22 protein-coding genes and 1 riboswitch are annotated in these 18068 nt (G+C 68.6%); of the genes, 15 read left to right on the plus strand and 7 right to left on the minus strand.

Annotation, left to right across the window (positions count from 1 at the left end):
• Genes ACPCUW_RS09000 through ACPCUW_RS09010 form a run of 3 tightly spaced genes read left to right on the plus strand, consistent with a single transcriptional unit; the run spans position 1 to position 2221 of the window.
• A complete protein-coding gene (locus ACPCUW_RS09000; protein WP_063015558.1) occupies positions 1–423 on the plus strand; it encodes a hypothetical protein in 423 nt (140 codons plus the stop codon).
• A 20-nt stretch (positions 424–443) separates the two neighbouring features.
• Positions 444–1934: a molybdopterin-dependent oxidoreductase gene (locus tag ACPCUW_RS09005; RefSeq protein ID WP_104362693.1), complete on the plus strand. Its 1491-nt coding sequence runs from the start codon at positions 444–446 to the stop codon at positions 1932–1934.
• On the plus strand, positions 1931–2221 hold the full coding sequence (locus ACPCUW_RS09010) for a hypothetical protein (RefSeq protein ID WP_030513829.1): 291 nt from the start codon (positions 1931–1933) through the stop codon (positions 2219–2221). The genes ACPCUW_RS09005 and ACPCUW_RS09010 overlap by 4 nt, the downstream gene beginning before the upstream one ends.
• On the opposite strand, the gene ACPCUW_RS09015 is transcribed toward ACPCUW_RS09010, so the two are convergent.
• The 4 genes from ACPCUW_RS09015 to ACPCUW_RS09030 all read right to left on the minus strand — a co-directional run bounded on the left by ACPCUW_RS09015 (position 2218) and on the right by ACPCUW_RS09030 (position 4510).
• Positions 2218–2544 (minus strand): hypothetical protein, encoded by a 327-nt coding sequence (locus ACPCUW_RS09015; protein ID WP_423424290.1) that lies wholly within the window; start codon positions 2542–2544, stop codon positions 2218–2220. The genes ACPCUW_RS09010 and ACPCUW_RS09015 overlap by 4 nt on opposite strands.
• A gap of 11 nt (positions 2545–2555) precedes the next feature.
• Positions 2556–3596 (minus strand): hypothetical protein, encoded by a 1041-nt coding sequence (locus tag ACPCUW_RS09020; protein ID WP_423424291.1) that lies wholly within the window; start codon positions 3594–3596, stop codon positions 2556–2558.
• Positions 3575–4066: a Dps family protein gene (locus ACPCUW_RS09025; protein ID WP_063015554.1), complete on the minus strand. Its 492-nt coding sequence runs from the start codon at positions 4064–4066 to the stop codon at positions 3575–3577. The genes ACPCUW_RS09020 and ACPCUW_RS09025 overlap by 22 nt, the downstream gene beginning before the upstream one ends.
• 93 nt (positions 4067–4159) lie before the next feature.
• Positions 4160–4510 carry a hypothetical protein gene (locus ACPCUW_RS09030; RefSeq protein ID WP_423424292.1) on the minus strand — a complete coding sequence of 117 codons (351 nt, stop codon included), beginning with the start codon at positions 4508–4510 and terminating at the stop codon, positions 4160–4162.
• Between the two features lie 255 nt (positions 4511–4765).
• Between ACPCUW_RS09030 and ACPCUW_RS09035 the strand changes: the two genes are divergently transcribed.
• Entirely contained in the window at positions 4766–6118 is a 1353-nt protein-coding gene (locus tag ACPCUW_RS09035; protein ID WP_423424493.1) for a cytochrome P450, read from the plus strand.
• 5 nt (positions 6119–6123) lie between these two features.
• Positions 6124–7203 carry an NAD-dependent epimerase/dehydratase family protein gene (locus ACPCUW_RS09040; protein ID WP_064901387.1) on the plus strand — a complete coding sequence of 360 codons (1080 nt, stop codon included), beginning with the start codon at positions 6124–6126 and terminating at the stop codon, positions 7201–7203.
• Positions 7204–7563: 360 nt separating this feature from the next.
• On the opposite strand, the gene ligD is transcribed toward ACPCUW_RS09040, so the two are convergent.
• Positions 7564–8520 carry a non-homologous end-joining DNA ligase gene (ligD, locus tag ACPCUW_RS09045; protein WP_423424293.1) on the minus strand — a complete coding sequence of 319 codons (957 nt, stop codon included), beginning with the start codon at positions 8518–8520 and terminating at the stop codon, positions 7564–7566.
• 160 nt (positions 8521–8680) lie between these two features.
• Positions 8681–8755, plus strand: a riboswitch (cobalamin riboswitch).
• A 56-nt stretch (positions 8756–8811) separates the two neighbouring features.
• Here ligD and ACPCUW_RS09050 point away from each other — a divergent pair.
• The 3 genes from ACPCUW_RS09050 to ACPCUW_RS09060 are packed head-to-tail and all read left to right on the plus strand — an operon-like array spanning position 8812 to position 10457.
• Positions 8812–9027, plus strand: coding sequence for a CbtB domain-containing protein (locus ACPCUW_RS09050; RefSeq protein ID WP_423424294.1), 216 nt, complete (start codon positions 8812–8814; stop codon positions 9025–9027).
• A gap of 21 nt (positions 9028–9048) precedes the next feature.
• A complete protein-coding gene (locus ACPCUW_RS09055; protein ID WP_423424295.1) occupies positions 9049–9903 on the plus strand; it encodes a CbtA family protein in 855 nt (284 codons plus the stop codon).
• Positions 9900–10457, plus strand: coding sequence for a histidine phosphatase family protein (locus tag ACPCUW_RS09060; protein ID WP_423424296.1), 558 nt, complete (start codon positions 9900–9902; stop codon positions 10455–10457). Before ACPCUW_RS09055 ends, ACPCUW_RS09060 begins: the two co-directional genes overlap by 4 nt.
• 25 nt (positions 10458–10482) lie before the next feature.
• Here ACPCUW_RS09060 and ACPCUW_RS09065 read toward each other — a convergent pair whose 3' ends face one another.
• Positions 10483–10863, minus strand: a complete 381-nt coding sequence (locus ACPCUW_RS09065; RefSeq protein WP_423424297.1) for a DUF488 domain-containing protein — start codon at positions 10861–10863, stop codon at positions 10483–10485.
• A 172-nt stretch (positions 10864–11035) separates the two neighbouring features.
• Between ACPCUW_RS09065 and ACPCUW_RS09070 the strand changes: the two genes are divergently transcribed.
• Positions 11036–11797, plus strand: coding sequence for a 1-acyl-sn-glycerol-3-phosphate acyltransferase (locus ACPCUW_RS09070; protein ID WP_423424298.1), 762 nt, complete (start codon positions 11036–11038; stop codon positions 11795–11797).
• Between the two features lie 6 nt (positions 11798–11803).
• On the opposite strand, the gene ACPCUW_RS09075 is transcribed toward ACPCUW_RS09070, so the two are convergent.
• Positions 11804–12403 carry a hypothetical protein gene (locus ACPCUW_RS09075; RefSeq protein WP_423424299.1) on the minus strand — a complete coding sequence of 200 codons (600 nt, stop codon included), beginning with the start codon at positions 12401–12403 and terminating at the stop codon, positions 11804–11806.
• A gap of 213 nt (positions 12404–12616) precedes the next feature.
• On the opposite strand from ACPCUW_RS09075, the gene ACPCUW_RS09080 reads away from it, so the two are divergent.
• The 6 genes from ACPCUW_RS09080 (at position 12617) to ACPCUW_RS09105 (ending at position 18067) form a co-directional block, all read left to right on the plus strand.
• Complete coding sequence (locus ACPCUW_RS09080; protein WP_423424300.1) at positions 12617–13288, plus strand: TetR/AcrR family transcriptional regulator C-terminal domain-containing protein; 672 nt, start codon at positions 12617–12619, stop codon at positions 13286–13288.
• Positions 13289–13388: 100 nt separating this feature from the next.
• Positions 13389–14321: a TauD/TfdA dioxygenase family protein gene (locus tag ACPCUW_RS09085; protein WP_423424301.1), complete on the plus strand. Its 933-nt coding sequence runs from the start codon at positions 13389–13391 to the stop codon at positions 14319–14321.
• 110 nt (positions 14322–14431) lie between these two features.
• Positions 14432–15076: an ABC transporter permease gene (locus ACPCUW_RS09090; protein ID WP_063015547.1), complete on the plus strand. Its 645-nt coding sequence runs from the start codon at positions 14432–14434 to the stop codon at positions 15074–15076.
• Positions 15073–16359, plus strand: a complete 1287-nt coding sequence (locus ACPCUW_RS09095) for an ATP-binding cassette domain-containing protein (protein ID WP_423424302.1) — start codon at positions 15073–15075, stop codon at positions 16357–16359. The genes ACPCUW_RS09090 and ACPCUW_RS09095 overlap by 4 nt, the downstream gene beginning before the upstream one ends.
• A complete protein-coding gene (locus tag ACPCUW_RS09100) occupies positions 16356–17093 on the plus strand; it encodes an ABC transporter permease (RefSeq protein ID WP_030513812.1) in 738 nt (245 codons plus the stop codon). Before ACPCUW_RS09095 ends, ACPCUW_RS09100 begins: the two co-directional genes overlap by 4 nt.
• Positions 17090–18067 carry a glycine betaine ABC transporter substrate-binding protein gene (locus ACPCUW_RS09105; protein ID WP_423424303.1) on the plus strand — a complete coding sequence of 326 codons (978 nt, stop codon included), beginning with the start codon at positions 17090–17092 and terminating at the stop codon, positions 18065–18067. The genes ACPCUW_RS09100 and ACPCUW_RS09105 overlap by 4 nt, the downstream gene beginning before the upstream one ends.
• Position 18068: the final 1 nt, after the last annotated feature.

The following is an 18068-nucleotide window of genomic DNA, read 5'->3' on the forward strand; positions in this document are numbered from 1 at the left end:
GTGGACCGCTACGCCGCCGTCGACCTGCCCCGCACCACCACCGCGGCCGGGGCGGCACTGCTGCTCGGTCTGGGCGGGGTGCATCTCTACGTGCTGCTGCGCGAGGCGGGGCTGCCGAACTACCTGCGGGTGGGTTTCGGATTCCTGATCGCCTGCTGCGTCGTCGCCGCGGCGCTGGTGTGCGGGTCCCGCACCGCACGCGCGGGCTGGGCCCTGGGCGGGCTCGTCTGCCTCGCGTTCCTGGTCGTTTACGTGGTCAGCAGGCTCGCCGGGCTCCCCGGCCTGCCCGAGGTCCGAGGCTGGTGGGACAGCGCTCCGGGCAGCGTGGCCGGAGTCTGCGCACTGACCTTCCTGGCGGTGATCACCGCGATCGTGCTGGGTATCACCGTGGCGCATCCGCGGGCACAGCACTGGCACGACTGAACGGAACGGGGTGAAACACGATGACCACCTTGGATTTTCCGGCCTGGCTGCGCATCGAACATTGGCTCAACGTGCTGTTTCTGACCTTCGCGATGCGCAGCGGTGTGGAGATCCTGTCGAGCTACCCGAAACTCTTCTGGCGCGACGACAGCAAACCCGGCACCGAATGGGCGCGATTCACCCGTAAACGGATGCCGACCGACAAGCTCTACGACACTCTCGACGAGGAGGAGAGCTACCCCTCCCTGATCGCGCTGCCCGGCCACAAGAAATTGGGTCTCGGCAGACATTGGCATTTCGCGACGGTCGCGGGCTGGATACTCGTCGGCCTCGCCTATTACATCCTGCTGTTCGCGACCGGCCAGTGGCGGCGCTACATCCCGACCTCGTGGTCGCTGTTTCCCGCGGCCTGGCACGACATCGTGACGTACATGAGTTTCAATTTGCCGCCGCTGCTGCCGGGGCAGCCGTTCGACGCGGTGCAGAAACTCGCCTACGCCGGCGTGATCTTCGTGCTCGCCCCGTTCCAGATACTCACCGGCGCAGCGCAATCACCGGCCGTGGAGGCACGCTTTCCGTGGTTCGTGCGTATGTTCGGCGGCCGGCAGTCGGCGCGCAGCCTGCATTTCCTGGGTCTGCTGGCCTTCGCGGTGTTCATCGTCATCCACGTGTCGATGGTGTTCTTCTGGAGCTGGGGCCAGCTCAGCGCCTTGATGATCTTCGGACAGGTGCGCAATATCAATTGGGCGATCGCGCTGTCGTTCGTGATCATCGGCGCGATCGTGCTGCTGCATATCGCGGCCACGGTGTGGAGCCTGCGCGACCCGCGATCGGTGCAGCGCGTGCTGGGCGCCTTCGTGCGCCGGCTGCGGTTGGGCCTGCTCCGGCCGCTGACACCTCGACAGGATTACTCGACCCGCGCCCTCTCGCCGGAACATCGGGTGAACGGCAAACCGCCCACGGCGCTGCCGTACAAGGTGATGGCCGCGCACAATTTCGCCGATTGGCGCCTGGACGTCGGCGGTCTGGTCGAGCACCCGATGCACCTGAGCCTGGACGATCTGCGCGCGATCGGCGAACCGCAGACCCAGCGGGTGCTGCACAACTGCGTACAGGGCTGGTCGAGTATCGGCGAGTGGACCGGACTGCCGCTGCGCGAACTCGTCGCCCGGGCCGGCCCGTTGCCGGACGCGAAGTATCTGTGCTTCCTCACCATGCAGGACACCGGTCGCGACGATCCGAGCGCCGACGGCGTCGGCCAGTTCTACGAGGTGCTGGATCTGGAGCTGGCAGACAGCCCGCAGACGCTGCTCGCCTATCGCATGAACGGCGAGCCGCTACCCATCGAACACGGTGCGCCGCTTCGGCTTCGGGTGGAGAACCAGGTCGGTTTCAAGATGGCGAAATGGATCGACCGGATCGAATTCGTCTCCGACTACTCCCATATCGGCCGCGGGATGGGCGGCTGGCGGGAGGACAACATCTACTACGACAAGGACGTCGAGATATGACGACGCAGCAGACCACGACCCCGCCGCGGCGACCGGAGAACATCGAACTGACCGAACGGCAACGCGATCGCGTCCTGGCCTACCTCGACCGACGGCGCGCACGCTGCCCGGCCTGTGGCGCAACGGATTTCCGTGTCGGCGATGCGCTGTATCTGGGTTTCCTGTTTCTCGACGAGGAACTCGACTCCTATATGGTCGCGCTGACCTGCGCGAATCCCGCATGTCCGGTGCCGCACACCGGAATCCGGATGCGCCGCGCTCAGTTGTGGCTCGAACCGGTGGCCTAGCGGGCGGGCTCGGAGCGGCCGCCCGTTCGCGCCGGGGCCAGCCGGAAGCGCTCGATCGTCGCGGCGGCCGCGGCGAATTCGCCGGCCAGCCGGTCGAACCGGTCCCGGTCGGCCGCGGACAGGGCGTCACGTTCGCGGTAGTACACCACGCGCGGCAGCCGTCCCGACATCATCGCACCCCACCGGATGCCGAAGTCGTACACGACACCGTCCGCTGCGGTCAGATCCGGGTCGGCGGCCAACTCTCGCAACCCCCGAAGCTGCTCACTCAAGATATCCAGATCCTCACCGACATCCACTGTGGCGGCACGGTTTTCGGACACGGCGATACCTCTCACAGTTGCGGCTTGGCGACGGAGACTACCTCGGGCCGGTCGCGGACGGTCAGATAGACCCGATGCGGCCCCACGGCGATCCCCGACCACGCCGATCCCTGCGCTCCGCGCGTCGGCAGATCGAATCGGCGCAGCACGGGAATGGTGCCGTTCGCGTAGCCCTCGAAGCTGCGGGTTTCCAGCACCACCAGCTGCCGGTCCGTCGCGGCGTAGATGCGGGTGTCGTCGGTGGCCAGATAGCGGATCGGCGCACCCAGGTCGACGGATCCGACCGTCTCGCTTCCGGATCCGTCGCGACGGGAGTCGAGGGCGACCAGCCTGCCCCCGGGCCGCGCCACGTACAACCGGGTGACCTTCGTGCCGTCCCCCGCCGCCGCGAGTACGGGTTCGTCGTCGGCGCCGGTTTCGTCCGCGGGTGAGGAACTGCCCTTGTAGTGCGCGCTCCCCCGCGGTCCGTAGATGTGGAACTCCACTTCACGGCTGCGGTTCGCCCCGTCGAGACGGGCTTGCGGACCCGCGTTCACGACCGTGGGCGCCCATGCGGTGCGGCGGTGCAGATCCACCGGCGTGACCGTGGCGCCGTCCTCGGAGAGCGCCAGCAGGATCCGCTCCCCGGAATCGAGGGCGAGATACGACGGCCGCGGTCCGGCGGACAGCGTGCCGGTATCGACCAGATCGGACAGCCGAATCGAGGCCACGGCCTGCCGATCGGTGGCGCTGACCAGCGCCGTGCCCTCGTCCACCGGGCTGATCTGCAGGTTCGGCCCCAAGCCCGGCAGGCGTGCCGAACCGACCGTGTCGCCGCGGCCGTCGGCCAGGCCGTTCACCTTCACCACGCGGTCGGGCGCCAGCGCCACGAGCGCTCCCGATCGGTAGGACCACACCGGTGCGTGCACGATCGCCCCGATAGGTGTCGCCCGCACGGCGTCGGGTGCTTCCAATCGCGACCCCGGCGCCGAGCACCCGGCGACGGCCAGCACGGCCGCCGCCGGAACCAGATATCGTCGCAGCGCGCGCGTTACGCGGCCTGGGCCTGCCACATCCAATGCAGTTGCTCCAACCGGGCGGCGATATCGATGAGCAGATCCTGGGTGACCGGATCCGCCTTCTCCGAGGCGTCGATCCGCTCGCGCAGCCTGCGCACGACCGCGGCCAGGGTGGCGACGATCGCGCTGACCACGTCGCCGTCCTGCTGCCACCCCGCCGGGAACGGCTCGGCGCTGGAACTCTCCGCGACCGTGTGCGCGCGCCCGTCCGGGCTGACGCCGATCGCGGTGGCCCGTTCGGCCGCCGCGTCGGTGAAGCCGCGCGCGGTCTCAACCAGTTCGTCCAACGCCAGGTGGACGGTGCGGAACCGGGGGCCGATCACATTCCAGTGCGCCTGCTTGCCGATCAGGCTCAGATCGATCAGATCGACGACGGTGGCGCACAGCGCGTCACCGGCGATCCGTTGCTGTTCCGGCTCCAGCACCGTCGCGATCGGATCGGTGGTCGTGGAGGTCTTGGCCACGATGGTCTCCTTCCTCGCTGACAGTCATCACCTAGGCGACTGCTTGCGTGCACGACCTACCCGCTGCCGGCTACTCCAAACGAGGGGCCGGGTTCAGCCGGCGGCCATCGCCATCGCCAGATACACGACCATCACCGCGAACAGAAACCAGCCCGCGCCCTGCCATACCGGCCACGGCCGCCCGCCGCGCCACTGCCGCACGGTGATGACGAATGCGCCGATGCCGCCCAGCAACAACACGATTCCGGGCACCAGTCCCACGGCCAGCCGGGACGCGGTATCGCAGGCCACGTGGTCGGCGTTCGCGCACTGATCCCGCGAGGCCGCCCAGCCCAGGGCCACCCCGGCGACGATCGCCGCCAGCACCAGCACACCGACCGCATACCGCACCGCCCGCCGGAGACTCGGCGGGTCACTCCAGCGGGGGTCGACCTGGCGTGCCATCGTCACCTCCGGCCCGTTCGTGGTGCGCTCGTCACCGTCGCACTACCCGATCACCGTGGCACTACCCGGCCTCTCGGCGAATATTCGATCGGGACCCGGGGTGTCGTTTCGCCCCGGTCCTCCCGGGTAGGCGGTCGCTGAGGACCAAAGGAGGCCGATGTGCACCGCGAACCCGATCCGCACGGTGAAACCGATTCGCGCAGCCCAGCCGACCCTGCCCGTCCGCCGCCGGCCCCCGGGCGATCACCCCACCGGCTGACCGGACTGCGCGCCGCGGCGGCACTGGCCGACCTCGGCCTGGCACCGGTCGCCGCCGGGGTGATCGCCCGGCGCCGCGGCATGATGGCGCTGCTGGAGCGAGTCGGCGCCGACGACCGCGCGGTCCGCAGGATGCATCGCTTGCGGCGTGAATTCGGCAGCGGCCCGGTCGAACTGGTGCTGCCCGGCCGGCGGGTGCTGGTGCCGCTGGATCCGGCCGACGTCTCGCGGATCCTCGACGGCGCGCCGACTCCGTTCCATCCCGCCAATCGCGAGAAGATCGCCGCGCTGCGCACCTTCCAGCCGCACGGGGTTCTCATCTCCGACGGTGCGGCTCGCGAACAGCGCCGACGCCCGAACGAACAGGCGCTCGACACCGACCGGCCGCTGCACCACCTGGCCGATCCGTTCGCCGGAGTGGTCGCCGATGCCGCCCGCGAACAGATCCGCGCCGCGGTGCAGCGCGGCGGTCTCGACGCGGCGCACTTCACCACCGATTGGTGGCGGCTGGTGCGCCGGATCGTGCTGGGCCGGCGCGCCCGCGAGGACGACTCGATCACCGATCGGCTGTGGCGGCTGCGCGCGGCGGGCAACTGGTCCTATGCCGCGCTTCCGCATCGTCGCCTGCGCGAGCGCTTCTACGAACAACTCTACGACTACGTGCAGACGGCCGAAACCGACAGCCTCGCAGGCGCATTGGCGCAACTGCCGGCCGCAGGGGCGGTCGATCCGGTCGGCCGGATCCCGCATTGGCTGTTCGCCTTCGACGCTGCCGGTATGGCGACCCTGCGCGCCCTCGCCGTCCTGTCCACCCATCCCGAGCACCTGTCCCGCGCGCGGCTGGACGCACACGAGCCCGAGCGCGCCATGCCGCGGCCGTATCTACGGGCCTGTGTTCTGGAGTCGGTACGGCTGTGGCCGACCACCCCCGCGGTGTTGCGCGACACCACCGAGGACACCGAATGGGGCCGCGGCGCCGAGCGGTTCACCGTGGAAGCCGGTGCGGGCCTGCTGATTCCGGTGACTGCCTTCCACCGCGACCCCGACCTCCTGCCGTTCGCGCACAGCTTCGACCCCGATATCTGGCTCGACGGGCGCGCCGAGCGGTATCCGCAGCTGGTGCCGTTCAGTGCCGGGCCCGTCCGATGCCCCGGTCGCGATCTGGTCCTGTTCCTCACCACGAGCCTGCTGGCGCATCTGATCGACGAACTGGATCTCGAGCTGCGCTCGCACCCGCAGCCCACCCCCGCGGCGGCGCTGCCGATCACCTTCGACAACTTCCGCATCGACTTCACCGCGCGGGCCCGCGCGCTCCAAGCGGCGCAGTCGCATTCGCCGGGAGGGAGGTGACGGTCATGCGTGTGGTCGTGGTCGGCGCCACCGGAAACGTCGGTACCGCGGTGGTCTCCGCGCTGGCGCGGCGTCCCGAGATCGACGCTATCGTCGGATTGGCCCGGCGGCTGCCGCGGCAACCGATCGACGGAGTGCGGTGGGCGCGTGCCGACATACGCTGCGACGATCTGCTCACCGAATTCCGCGGCGCCGATGTGGTGGTCCATCTCGCGTGGTTGTTCCAGCCGACGCATCGGCCGCTCGAGACCTGGCGCGCGAACGTACAGGGCACCGAACGCGTACTGCGCGCGGTCGCGCAGGCCGGTGTTCCGTCGCTGGTGTACGCGTCGTCGGTCGGCGCGTATTCCCCTGCGCACCACGATGATCCCGTCGGCGAGGACTGGCCGACGGAGGGCTGGCCTCCGGCCGGGTACATGCGAGAGAAGGCCTACGTCGAGCGTCTACTCGATCTGTTCGAGAACGAGCATCCGGACCGGCGCGTGGTGCGGATGCGGCCCGCCTTCACGTTCCAGCAGGCCTCCGCGAGCCAGCAGCGCCGCCTGTTCGCGGGCCCGCTGGTTCCGGGCAGTGTGCTGCGCCCGCCGCTGATTCCGGTGCTGCCCGTGCCGGCGGGTCTGCGGCTGCAGGCGGTGCACGCCGACGACATCGGCAGCGCCTACAGTCTCGCCATCGTCGACCCGAGTGTGCACGGCCCCTTCAACCTCGCGGCCGATCCGGTGATCGACCGCGCGAAACTCGGCGTATTGTTCGATGCGCCAACGGTTTCCGTACCACCTGGGGCCGTGCGAGCCGCCTTGGCAGTCGGCTGGCGCCTGCGCCTGGTCCCCGCCCCGCCCGACCTGTTCGACGCGATGATGCGCCTGCCGATCATGGATACCACCCGGGCCAGGCGCGATCTGGGCTGGACGCCGCGCATCGACGCCGTGTCCGCCCTGCGCGAAGTCCTCACCGGTATGAGTCACGGATCCGGCGGCGCCACACCACCATTGGCGTCCGACGCCGGCGGGCGGCTGCGGGTGCGAGAATTCGCCTCCGGCGTCGGCGGCACCGACCCGGTCGACCGCTGGGGCGCGGACCTGTGAGCGTCCCCGCGCGCCCCGACCACACGCTGAACCACGCGTTTCGCCACCGCGTGGCACCGCGTGTTACTTGCTACGAGAGACCTTGCCCCGAAGCCGAGTGTCGCTCGTTCCGCCGTACTCCTCATAGTGATAGGTCGCCGAGACCACCCGGCTACTGCCGTCCTCACACTTCGGATCACGCAGGCGAGTAAACGCGAACCCGCTGCCGGTACCGGGCTGATGCAGCAGCAATTCGGTTGCCGGCGGACCCGACCGAAACGGCAGCTCGATCCGGTCCCGAGAACAGTCCCCGCCCGATCGCCAGCCACGCCACAGCCAGCGCGCCGACGGCAATGACCTGCGCTGTGTACGCGGGACGGTTCAACCGATTCCACGATGCATCACTTCGACCTCGTCCGGCGTCTTGTCCGGCCGCAAGCCGCGCCAGGACGGGTGGCGCAGGCGCCCGTCGCCGGTCCGCTCCGTGAACGACACCTCGCCCACCAGTTCGGGTTCCACCCAGATCGCGTCCTTCACCGGCGCCGCGACAGTGGGGGTCTGCCGTCGCAGCGGACGCAACCGGGCCTGGAGATCGTCGAGCATGGCCTGCGTGAAACCGGTCCCCACATTGCCGATGTAGACCAATTCCCCGGTCTCGTCGTGCACGCCCATGAGCAGTGAGCCGATGCGTCCCGCGCGACGGCCGGCGCCGGGCCGCCACCCGACGATGACGATCTCCTGATCGTTCACGTTCTTGACCTTGGTCCACAGCGGACTGCGCCGGCCCGGCAGATAGGGACTGTCGAGCCGCTTGCACACGATGCCCTCGAGCCCCAACCGTGCCGATTCGGCGAGCACATCGGCGCCGGTACCGGTCAGCCGCGGCGGGATGCGCCAGCTCGGGCCGCGCAGGCCGAGTTGTTCCAGCAGCCCGCGGCGTTGCTCGTACGGCAGGTCGATCAGCGGGCGGTCGCCGATGTGCAGCAGGTCGAAGATGAGGTAGGTGGCGGGTACCGAGCGCATCAGTGCGCGGATCATGGCCGGATTGCGCTGGTGCATCCGCGGTTGCAGGGCGGCGAAGGAGGTGCGGCCGTCGGCGGCGAAGGCGACGATTTCGCCGTCGACGACGATCGGCGGTACCGCGGGCGCGAGGTCGGCGAGCTCCGGCCAGGCGGCGGTGACATCGTTGCCGTTGCGCGAGATCAGCCGCAATTCCCGCTCGACGTAACCGATGGCGCGGATACCGTCGAATTTCACCTCGTACGCCCAGGCCGCACTGTCGGCGGGCAGAGCGCCGGCGGTCGCCAGCATCGCCGCGTATCGCGGCAATCCGCTCATGAGCGCCCACCTTTCGATCAATGGCTATTTCTCGGTTACTACCCTGAAATCCTCCTCTTACAGCGACGATGACGCTGACATTTCAGTCACGACCCGATCTCGCAACCCACCGATTGACCAGCCGAACGGCAATTTCGTATGGTTGTGCGAGCGACGATCCGAGGAACCCGGTGAAAATCCGGGACGGTCGCGCCACTGTGAGCGTTTCGCCGGGCGGAATGTGAGTCAGATACTCGGATCGCGTGGTATCCACCATCGAGCGGGGACGCGCAATCCCCGGAGGAGAGTCACATGGCGACGTCCTATGTTCCCCGGTCCGGCCTGGAGTCGATTCGGCTCTCCATTCCCACGACGGCCCTGCGGCTGGGCGGCACCACGCTCGTGGCTCTGCTCGCCCTCTACTTCATCGGCATCGATCAGGGCGCGGTCTCGATCTTCGGAGACGATATGCACGTGCACGAATTCGTCCACGACGCACGGCATTTCCTCGGCTACCCCTGCCACTGACCGCGGGATCGAGCCCCCACAATGGAAAAACGAATCATCGCCCGCGGTGTGCTGGTCGGTGCGATCGGCGGGCTGGCAGCCTTCGTCTTCGCGCGGATCCTGGCCGAGCCGATCATCGATCGCGCCATCGACTACGAGGGCGGGCGCGACGCGGCGCACACGACACTCGAAGCGGCCGCCGGACATTCGATGGCCGGCATGGAAGAGAGCGAACTGTTCACCCGGTCGGCGCAGTCGACCATCGGCCTCGGCTTCGGCACGGTCGTCTTCGGCGCCGCGATGGGCGCGCTGTTCGCGGTGGTGTACTGCCTGTTCATGGGCCGTGTCGGCAGTTTGAGCCCGCGCAATCTCGCGCTGTGCGTGGCAGGCGGCATGTTCGGCGTGCTGTACGCCGTGCCGTTCCTCAAATATCCGGCCAATCCGCCCTCGATCGGCAATCCCGACACGATCGGGCAACGCACCGGTTTGTACCTGTCGATGGTGGTGATCGCCGCGGTCTGCGCGGTGGGCGCCGTGTGGCTGGGACGGAAACTGCAAGCGCGCCTGGGCAATTGGACGGCGACCATCGCCGCGGGCCTGGCGTTCGTGGTGGTGGTGACCGCGATCGCGGCGTTGCTGCCCGCACTCGGGCATCTGGCCGCCAACCGGGCACTGGGCGACGCGGCCACCGAAACACCGGGGCCGCTCACCGATTCGAGCGGGCGGATCGTCTATCCGGGCTTCCCCGCCGACGATCTGTACTACTTCCGCTTCTATTCCCTTGCCGCGCAGGTCATTCTGTGGTCCGTCATCGGCGTGGGTTTCGCGACACTGGCGCCGCGGTTGTTCCGGCGGGCGGACGAATCGGCCGCGGCCGCGCCGGCAGCGGCGGTATGAGCGCGACCGTCACCCGGCTCACGTTGATCAGCCACGGCATGACCGAGGCGATGCGGACGGCCTGCTTCCCGGTCGACGAACCACTCGACGAGCTTCCCCGCGACGCCGTCTCCCCCGCGGCGCCGCGGGCCGACCGGGTCCTGGCCGCGCCGGAACTGCGGACCGCCGCGACCGCCACCCTGCTGGGTCTGCGGGCGACCACCGAACCCGCCCTGCGGGATCTCGACTGCGGCGAGTGGGCGGGCAGGCAGATGGATTCTCTCGACCCGGCCGACCTGATGGCCTGGATGTCCGATCCCACCTACCGCGACCACGGCGGTGAAGCGATCACCGACCTGCTCGAACGGGTGCGTGACCGGCTCGAATCGATGGTCGCCGACCGAAGCCGGATCGTCGCGATCACCCATCCCGCCGTCGTCCGCGCGAGTGTGCTCCTCGCCCTCGCCGCGCCGCCGGAATCGTTCTGGCGCATCGACATTCCGCCACTCAGCGCCACCACACTGCACGGCCGCGGCGCCGCCTGGACCGTGCGGCACACCGCGAATCCGCTGTGAGCGGGCAGGTGTGCACCCGGCCACCTCAGTGCGACGCCGGCTTCTTCCCGACCAGATCGGCGAGTACGGCCGCCTCGCTGATGTCGATCCGCTTGGTGGCCGACAACAGAGTGAGCATGCCGCGCCCGGCGAGTTCGCGGAGGTGGTCGAGGTCGGCGGCGCGTTCCGGATTTCGGAGCTCCTCGCGGTAGCGGCGACCGAACTCGTCGAATTTGGCGGGATCGTGCCCGTACCAGGTGCGCAACTCGGTCGAGGGTGCGATCGTTTTGCACCACTCGTCGAGGTGGGCGTTCTCCTTGCTCATCCCGCGCGGCCAGAGGCGATCGACCAGCACCCGCATTCCGTCGTCGGGATCGGGATCGTCGTAGATCCGCCGGACCTGAACCCGCGGTCGTGCACTCGCCATCGCGCTGCTCCCTTCGGTCGGCCGTATCGTCCGGCACCCGCGGCGCGGGATCGCCGGTCCCCCGCTTCCCGCATTCGAGGGTAGTCACGGGAGCGGCGTCTTTCGCCGGCTCGCCACGGCCGCTGCGCCCACCTCTACCTACGCAGCCGTAGGTTACGGTAGCGTAGGTTGAATGAACGTCCCGACCTCGACCGCCGATCCCGTCGTTGCGCCCCCGTCGGTCGAATTCGACAATCGCGATGCCGTCTACGAGTACTACCGCACCCACCGCGCGCCCCGCACCCGCGCGCGCCTGTTCTACGCGATCACCGCGTATCGCAAACGTCCCACGGTCCGCTATGCGGACGGTGCCCGCGCGGCGATCCGGCAGCTGATTCGCGACAACCGCCGCATGATCATCGCGATCAACCATGTCAGCGTGGAAGATCCGCGCACGGTGGCCGCCTTCGCCTGGCGCAGCGTGTTCCGGCCGCGGATCGGCTTTATCCGTGTGCTGGCCAAGGACGAACTGTTCACCGAGCCGGAGCAGCGGTCGCGCATCGACATCATGGGCGCCATCCCGGTGTTCCGCGGCAAGGACCACGGCCCACGCGCCGCCTACGCCGCCGGCCAGCAACTGATGGACGTCTGCGTCGGGCGCATGGTCGACGGTGACGACCTCGCGTTGTTCCCGGAGGGCACCTGCAATGAAACCGATCCGGCCCGCGTGCAGACCATCGGCACCGGCATCGGCCACATCGCCGCACGCGCCCGAAAGGCCGGGGCGGCACCGGTTTTCGTCTTCCTCGGCCTGACCTACGGCCCCGACGGCCGCGCCACGTTCTACCTCGACGAGCCGCTGCCGGATTTCCCGGATCGACCGGCCGAAATCACCCGGGTGGTCGGCAGCCGGATGCAGCGCGCACTCGACGGGGCGATCGCGGCCGTCCGGTAATTCGCTTCAACCGGCCGGCAGGGTGCGCACCCCCGACCCCGCGGCCACCGCACCCACCACCGCGCGGAAGAATTCGACATCGGTGGCGGGCGGCCGCATGCCCACCGCCTCGAGCGCGTAGGCCTTGAAGGCTCGTGCCGCACGGGTCGGCACGTACTGCGTCGGCGAGGCCTGCGCGAACGATGTGTCGCGGTACTCCGTATCGCCCCAGAACCGGACATCGGTGCGTGCGCTGCCCAGATATCGGTGGGCCCACTCGCGCGCCGGTTCGCCGAGTGCGGACAGATCTCCGGCGACCGCGAAAGCATGCGGTATCGGCACCTGCCGCCGGCAGCGCAGCACACATCCGAGATCCAGGACGCCCAGCCCGAGAATCGTCAGCGGCCGGGTGTCGCCGGGCGCATCGACCGCGACGGTGACCTCCCAGCCGGCGACCGCTCGGTCGAACAGCCAGCCGCCGGCGCGCGAGACGACCTCGACAGGATTGTCCGCGACCACGACCAGCTGATATCGCAGCGAGCGCCGGCCGGATTCGGCCACGGCGCATTCGCGCGGAGCTTCCGCCGCGTGGGCGTTCGTTGGGTACCGGTGCGACACAGCAGACATAGCACTTCCGTTCCGATCACAACCACCACTGCCTTCCCCCGCCTCGGGCGGCCCACATCGCCCGAGCAGAGACTAGTTTATTTTCCCCCAGCGGGAGAAAATATTGGCCGAACTCGTATCCATCCACCGGGCGTGTTGTCCGGACCCGCCGCCGGCAGCCGTAGCCTGAGAGGGGTGAGCGGCGGGAACACAACCGGGTCCGGGACTGGAATCGTGCAGACATCGCGGCGCGGCCGCGGGCGTCCGCCCCGGCTGAGCCGGGATCGCATCGTCGCGGCCGCCCGCGCGCTGCCGCCGGAAACACTCACCATGAAAGCGGTCGCCGACGCGCTGGGCGTCGACCGCAAATCGCTGAACTACTACGTCAGCGACCGCGACGGATTGCTGGAACTGGTCGCGCTGGACGCCTTCGAAACCGAGTTCCGCCGCCTGGCCCTGCCCGCCGAGGGAGATTGGCGGCAACTGCTGCGGCTGTTCGCCGCCGCGGTCGCCGAGGCCCTCACCCAGGTCGGCGTCTTGATCTCCTATGTGCGATTCGGTGGCCGAGGCGGGCTGTCGACGCTGGCGGCGATCGAGCGGATATTCCAGTCGCTGGTCAGCGCCGGATTCGAGCCGATGGAGGCCGGGCGCACGCTGCGACTGCTCGCCGATATCGCGTACTCGGCGGCGCGCGAGGCCGCGGAGGCGACCCGGGGCCACGTCGACATCCAGGCCGAACATGTCGCCCGGACCCTGAATTCGGAAGCGGGACAAGAGTTCCCACTCCTGCGCCAGGTCGCGACCACCCGCGAGAGCGCCGCGCGCGTCGGCGAGCAGTTCGAATTCGACCTCGAGCTCGTGATCGCCGGGCTGGAACGCAAGCTCGAGGCACGCGGCCGGGCTTGAGACTGCCGGATTTCGATCCCGGTGACCGTAACGCTGGCCGGGCCCGGCCACCGGGTGGTTACCTACCGGACGTCCGACACGCTGGAAGAGAGGTCGTGCGATGTCCGTCGACGAGGCAACCGGCACCCCGGTGCGAGTGGTCCGGCTGGGAAACCACGTCGGCGCCCGGATCGAGGGCGTGCGCCTCGGCGGCTCCCTGGACGCCGACACCGTCGCCGCGATCCGCGCGGCTCTGCACCGGCACAAGGTGATCTTCTTCCGCGGCCAGGACCATCTGACCGAGGACGGTCAGTACGAGTTCGCGCGACTGCTCGGCACACCGACCACCGCGCACCCCACGCTCACCTCGGCGGGGGTGAAGAGCCTGGCCATCGATTCGCAGCACGGCCGCTCCAATGTCTGGCACACCGACGTCACCTTCGTCGACCGCGTACCGAAGACCTCGATCTTGCGCGCGGTATCCCTGCCCTCCTACGGCGGATCCACCACGTGGGCCTCCACCGTCGCCGCCTACGAGTCGCTACCGCACCCGCTGCGGGCGCTGGCCGAGAATCTGCGTGCCCGCCACACCAATCGCTACGACTACGCCGCCGACACCGACGACCGACCGGACGACGGAACTCGTTCGTACCGAACCGAATTCGAGTCCCGCTATTTCGAGACCGAACATCCGGTGGTGCACGTCCATCCCGAGACCGGTGAACGCGCCCTGCTGCTGGGCTGCTTCGTCAAGGAGATCGTCGGCCTGTCCACCGCCGAATCGCGCGCGCTGTTTCGCCTGTTCCAGGATCGGGTGACCCGGCTCGAGCACACCACCCGCTGGGATTGGGCGCCCGGCGATGTGGCGATCTGGGACAACCTCGCCACCCAGCACTACGCGATCGACGACTACGACGGCGCCGAACACCGCCGGCTCACCCGCATCACACTGGCCGGTGACATACCCGTCGGCGTCGACGGCCGGGCGAGCACGGTGATCGCCGGTGACGCGCAGGCCTATTCCCGTGTGGAGTCGCTCCCGCGAGCGGCGTGAACCGCGCGGCGTGCGAAACCGGAGCCGTACTGTCATTTAGTCTTTGACACACCGGCGTCCGGCGGCGGCGCGCGGACGGGTGCCGACAGAGGGCTGACGATGGGAGTCCCGTGAACCTGTGGAATTACATCCGAGGGCGGGGTGACACTCTGGCCTTCCTCACCTATCAGCATGCGTCACTGGCGTTTCAGACGGTTCTGGTCGGCACGATCGTCGCCGTGCTCATCGCGATGGCGGTCTACCGGCTGCCGCTGCTGTCGCAGCTCTCGCTCACCTCGAGCCGGGTCGCGCTGACCATTCCGTCGCTCGCGCTGCTGGCGTTGCTGCTGGTGCCGTTCGGGCTGGGCGTCGTCCCGTCGTTCATCATGCTGGCGTTCTTCGCGGCGCTGCCGGTGATCGGCAACGCGATCGTCGGCCTGCGCTCGGTACCGGCCTCGGTGGTGGAATCCGCACGCGGAATCGGATTCTCCCGCACCCGCATCCTGCTCACCGTCGAACTGCCGATCGCGTGGCCGGTGATCCTGACCGGTATCCGGGTCTCCACGCAGATGATCGTCGGTGTCGCCGCCATCGTCGCCTACGTCCTGGGGCCGGGTCTGGGATCGCTGATCTTCAACGGCCTGTCGCGCCTCGGCGGCGCGAACGCCCTGGAGACGGCGGCCACGGGCACGATCCTCATCGTCATCGTGGCGCTGGTGTTCGACGCGCTACTCGTTCTGCTGGGCCGCCTCACCATCGCAAAAGGACTCTCATGACCGACGCTGTGACCGACCGGCCCGGACCGGCGACGCCGGAACGCAATGTCACCGGGGCCTCCATCGTCCTCGACTCGGTCGTGAAGCGGTACAAGGGCCAGGACAAGCCGGCCGTCGCCCGCCTCGACCTCGAGATCGAGGCCGGACAGATCGTCGCCTTCGTCGGCCCCTCCGGCTGCGGCAAGACGACCACGCTGAAGATGATCAACCGGCTGATCGAACCGACGGAGGGCCGCATCTTCATCGGCGGGCGCGACGTCACCAGCGAGGACCCGGACAAGCTCCGGCAGTCGATCGGGTACGTCATCCAATCCGGCGGCCTGTTCCCGCACTGGTCGGTGCGCAAGAACGTGGGCGCGATCCCGCGAGTGCTCGGCTGGGACAAGAAGCGGATCGCCGAGCGCACCGACTATCTGCTCGAACTCGTCGGCCTGGATCCCGGCGTCTTCGCCGACCGCCTGCCCAAGGACATGTCCGGCGGACAGCAGCAGCGGGTCGGTGTCGCGCGGGCGCTGGCCGCCGATCCCCCGGTGCTGCTGATGGACGAGCCGTTCGGCGCGGTCGACCCGATCACCCGGGTTCGCCTGCAGGACAGCCTGATCGCGATTCAGCACGAACTCGGCAAGACCATCGTCGTCGTCACCCACGATTTCGAGGAGGCCACCAAACTCGGCGACAAGGTGCTCATCCTGTCCGAGGGCGGGCACGTCGAGCAGTACGCGCGGCCCGAGGAGATCCTCACCGCACCGGCCACGCCGTTCGTGGAGGAATTCGTCGGATCCGGCGCCAAACTCGCCTATCTGACCGTGCAGCGGGTGCGCGACGTGGAGTGGGACGACGTGGTCACCGCCCGCATCGGGGAGCCGGCGCAGCCGGTGATCCAGCGCGCGCGGGCCGCCGGGCAGACCTGGGTGGTGGTCGTCGACGATGCCGGACGGCCACGGTCGTGGCCCTCGCTCACCGAACTGGCGAGCAAACCGGAGGTCTCGGACTACCTCGATCGGCGGTTGCCGGTCGTCGCTCGCTCCTCGACCCTCAACGACGCCCTCGACGCGATGCTGGCGGCCAGTCAGGGTGCGGCCCTGGTGACCGACGGACGCGGCGCGGTCGTCGGCTCGATCGGCATCGGCGCGGTGACCGAGACCATCCAGGCCGCACTCGCCGATGTGCGCTCCGAGGAACACGACACCTCGTACGAAACCTACGTCGACGGAACCGATCCCGCGCCCACGCCGGTGGTCGCCGCCGACGACGACGAACACGAATCGGCCGGGCAATCATGACCCGCCTGCGCCGGCTGCCGATGGACGTCTGGTTCGAGCCGCTGATCATCCTCGTCATCGGAATCGGCTACATCGTCTGGTATCGGTCGACCACATTCACCCCGACCGAACAGGCCTCGCTGGCCTGGTCCAACCTGCAGACCACGATCTGGTCGCATATCGAGCTGACCGTGGTGGCCACGGTGATCGTGGTCGTCGTCGCGATTCCGCTGGGTATCGCGCTGACCCGGCCCGCGCTGAAACGCCTGGAGCCGATCGCGGTCAACATCGCCAATATCGGCCAGGCGGCGCCGGCGGTCGGGCTGCTGGTGTTGTTCACCTTCTGGCTGGGCACCGGATTCCGTACGGCGGTCGTCGGTTTGGTGGTGTACGCGATTCTGCCGATCCTGCAGAACACCATCATCGGCCTGCGGCAGGTGGATCAGCGCACCATCGAGGCCTCGCGCGGGATCGGGTTCTCCGCCACCCGCACCCTGGTCCGAGTCGAGTTACCGCTCGCGGTGCCGGTGATCCTCAACGGGGTGCGCACCGCCCTGGTGATCCTGGTCGGCACCGCGACCCTGAGCACCTTCATCGGCGCCACCAGCCTCGGCACGCTGATCACCACGGGCGTCACGCTGTTCCTGCCGAAACTGCTCGTGTCCGGAGCGATCCTGGTCGGACTGCTGGCGTTGATCATCGACTGGCTGGGCAGACTCGTCGAACTGGCGGCGACCCCGCGAGGTGTGTCATGAGATCGGCACGGGCCCTGGCAGTGTGCGCGACCGTCCTCGCGGTGTCGATACTCGGCGGATGCGGTCTGGTGAGCTCGTCGGGAACCTTCCACGACGCGAGCCTGCCCGGCGGGCAGCGACCGCTCGACGGCGCGAAACTCGTGGTGACGTCGAAGAGTTTCACCGAGGGCGTGCTGCTGGGCAAGATCACCGCGACCTATCTGGCCGCGGCCGGCGCGAAGGTCACCGACCTGACCGGCGCACCGGGTTCGGCGTCGTCGCGGCAGGCTCAGCTCAACGGCGACGCCGACATTCTGTGGGAGTACACCGGCACCGGTTGGGTCAACTACCACAACGAAACCGAGACGATCTCCGATCCGCAGGAACTCTGGCAGCGCGTGCACGACGTCGAGAAGCGCGAGCACAATCTGGAGTGGCTGCCACCGGCGAATTTCAACGACACCTACGCGTTCGGTGTGTCCACGCCGACCGCGCAACGGCTGGGGGTGAGGTCGCTGTCGGATGTGGCGGCCTTGCCGGTGCGCGAGCGCACGTTCTGTGTCGACGACGAATTCTTCAGTCGCGCCGACGGTTTCATTCCGATGTTGCAGAAATACGGCATCCCCTACAACGATCCGAACGGCGTGCCCACCGGCAACGTCACCCGGATGGACGCCGGCGTCGTCTACACCGCCACGGCCAAGAGCTCACCGTGCAATTTCGGCATGATCTACACCACCGACGGCCGGGTGAAGAATCTGAATCTCGTCGTGCTCGACGACGACAAGAAATTCTTCCTGCCCTACAGCGGCGCCGCCGTCGTGCGCGGTGAGATCCTGGACCGCTATCCGCAGTTGCGACAGCTGCTGGGTACGATCTCCGAACGCCTGACCAATGATCTGATGCAGGAACTCAACGGCCGCGTCGATATCGACGGCGAGGATCCCGCCGACGTCGCCTACGACTGGTTGAAGAGCGAAAAGCTCATCGAGTAGC

The sequence above is a fragment of the Nocardia sp. AB354 genome (assembly GCF_049538315.1).
Classification (GTDB): Bacteria; Actinomycetota; Actinomycetes; order Mycobacteriales; family Mycobacteriaceae; genus Nocardia; species Nocardia nova.

Excerpts from the sequence above, each read along its gene's own strand:
- ACPCUW_RS09055 (WP_423424295.1), top strand. The coding sequence starts at position 9,049 with ATGGAAAAACGAATCATCGCCCGCGGTGTGCTGGTCGGTGCGATCGGC.
- ACPCUW_RS09060 (WP_423424296.1), top strand. The coding sequence starts at position 9,900 with ATGAGCGCGACCGTCACCCGGCTCACGTTGATCAGCCACGGCATGACC.
- ACPCUW_RS09075 (WP_423424299.1), bottom strand. The coding sequence starts at position 12,403 with ATGTCTGCTGTGTCGCACCGGTACCCAACGAACGCCCACGCGGCGGAA.
- ACPCUW_RS09105 (WP_423424303.1), top strand. The coding sequence starts at position 17,090 with ATGAGATCGGCACGGGCCCTGGCAGTGTGCGCGACCGTCCTCGCGGTG.
- ACPCUW_RS09050 (WP_423424294.1), top strand. The coding sequence starts at position 8,812 with ATGGCGACGTCCTATGTTCCCCGGTCCGGCCTGGAGTCGATTCGGCTC.
- ligD (WP_423424293.1), bottom strand. The coding sequence starts at position 8,520 with ATGAGCGGATTGCCGCGATACGCGGCGATGCTGGCGACCGCCGGCGCT.
- ACPCUW_RS09040 (WP_064901387.1), top strand. The coding sequence starts at position 6,124 with ATGCGTGTGGTCGTGGTCGGCGCCACCGGAAACGTCGGTACCGCGGTG.
- ACPCUW_RS09030 (WP_423424292.1), bottom strand. The coding sequence starts at position 4,510 with ATGGCACGCCAGGTCGACCCCCGCTGGAGTGACCCGCCGAGTCTCCGG.
- ACPCUW_RS09095 (WP_423424302.1), top strand. The coding sequence starts at position 15,073 with ATGACCGACGCTGTGACCGACCGGCCCGGACCGGCGACGCCGGAACGC.
- ACPCUW_RS09010 (WP_030513829.1), top strand. The coding sequence starts at position 1,931 with ATGACGACGCAGCAGACCACGACCCCGCCGCGGCGACCGGAGAACATC.
- ACPCUW_RS09005 (WP_104362693.1), top strand. The coding sequence starts at position 444 with ATGACCACCTTGGATTTTCCGGCCTGGCTGCGCATCGAACATTGGCTC.
- ACPCUW_RS09070 (WP_423424298.1), top strand. The coding sequence starts at position 11,036 with ATGAACGTCCCGACCTCGACCGCCGATCCCGTCGTTGCGCCCCCGTCG.
- ACPCUW_RS09065 (WP_423424297.1), bottom strand. The coding sequence starts at position 10,863 with ATGGCGAGTGCACGACCGCGGGTTCAGGTCCGGCGGATCTACGACGAT.
- ACPCUW_RS09085 (WP_423424301.1), top strand. The coding sequence starts at position 13,389 with ATGTCCGTCGACGAGGCAACCGGCACCCCGGTGCGAGTGGTCCGGCTG.
- ACPCUW_RS09100 (WP_030513812.1), top strand. The coding sequence starts at position 16,356 with ATGACCCGCCTGCGCCGGCTGCCGATGGACGTCTGGTTCGAGCCGCTG.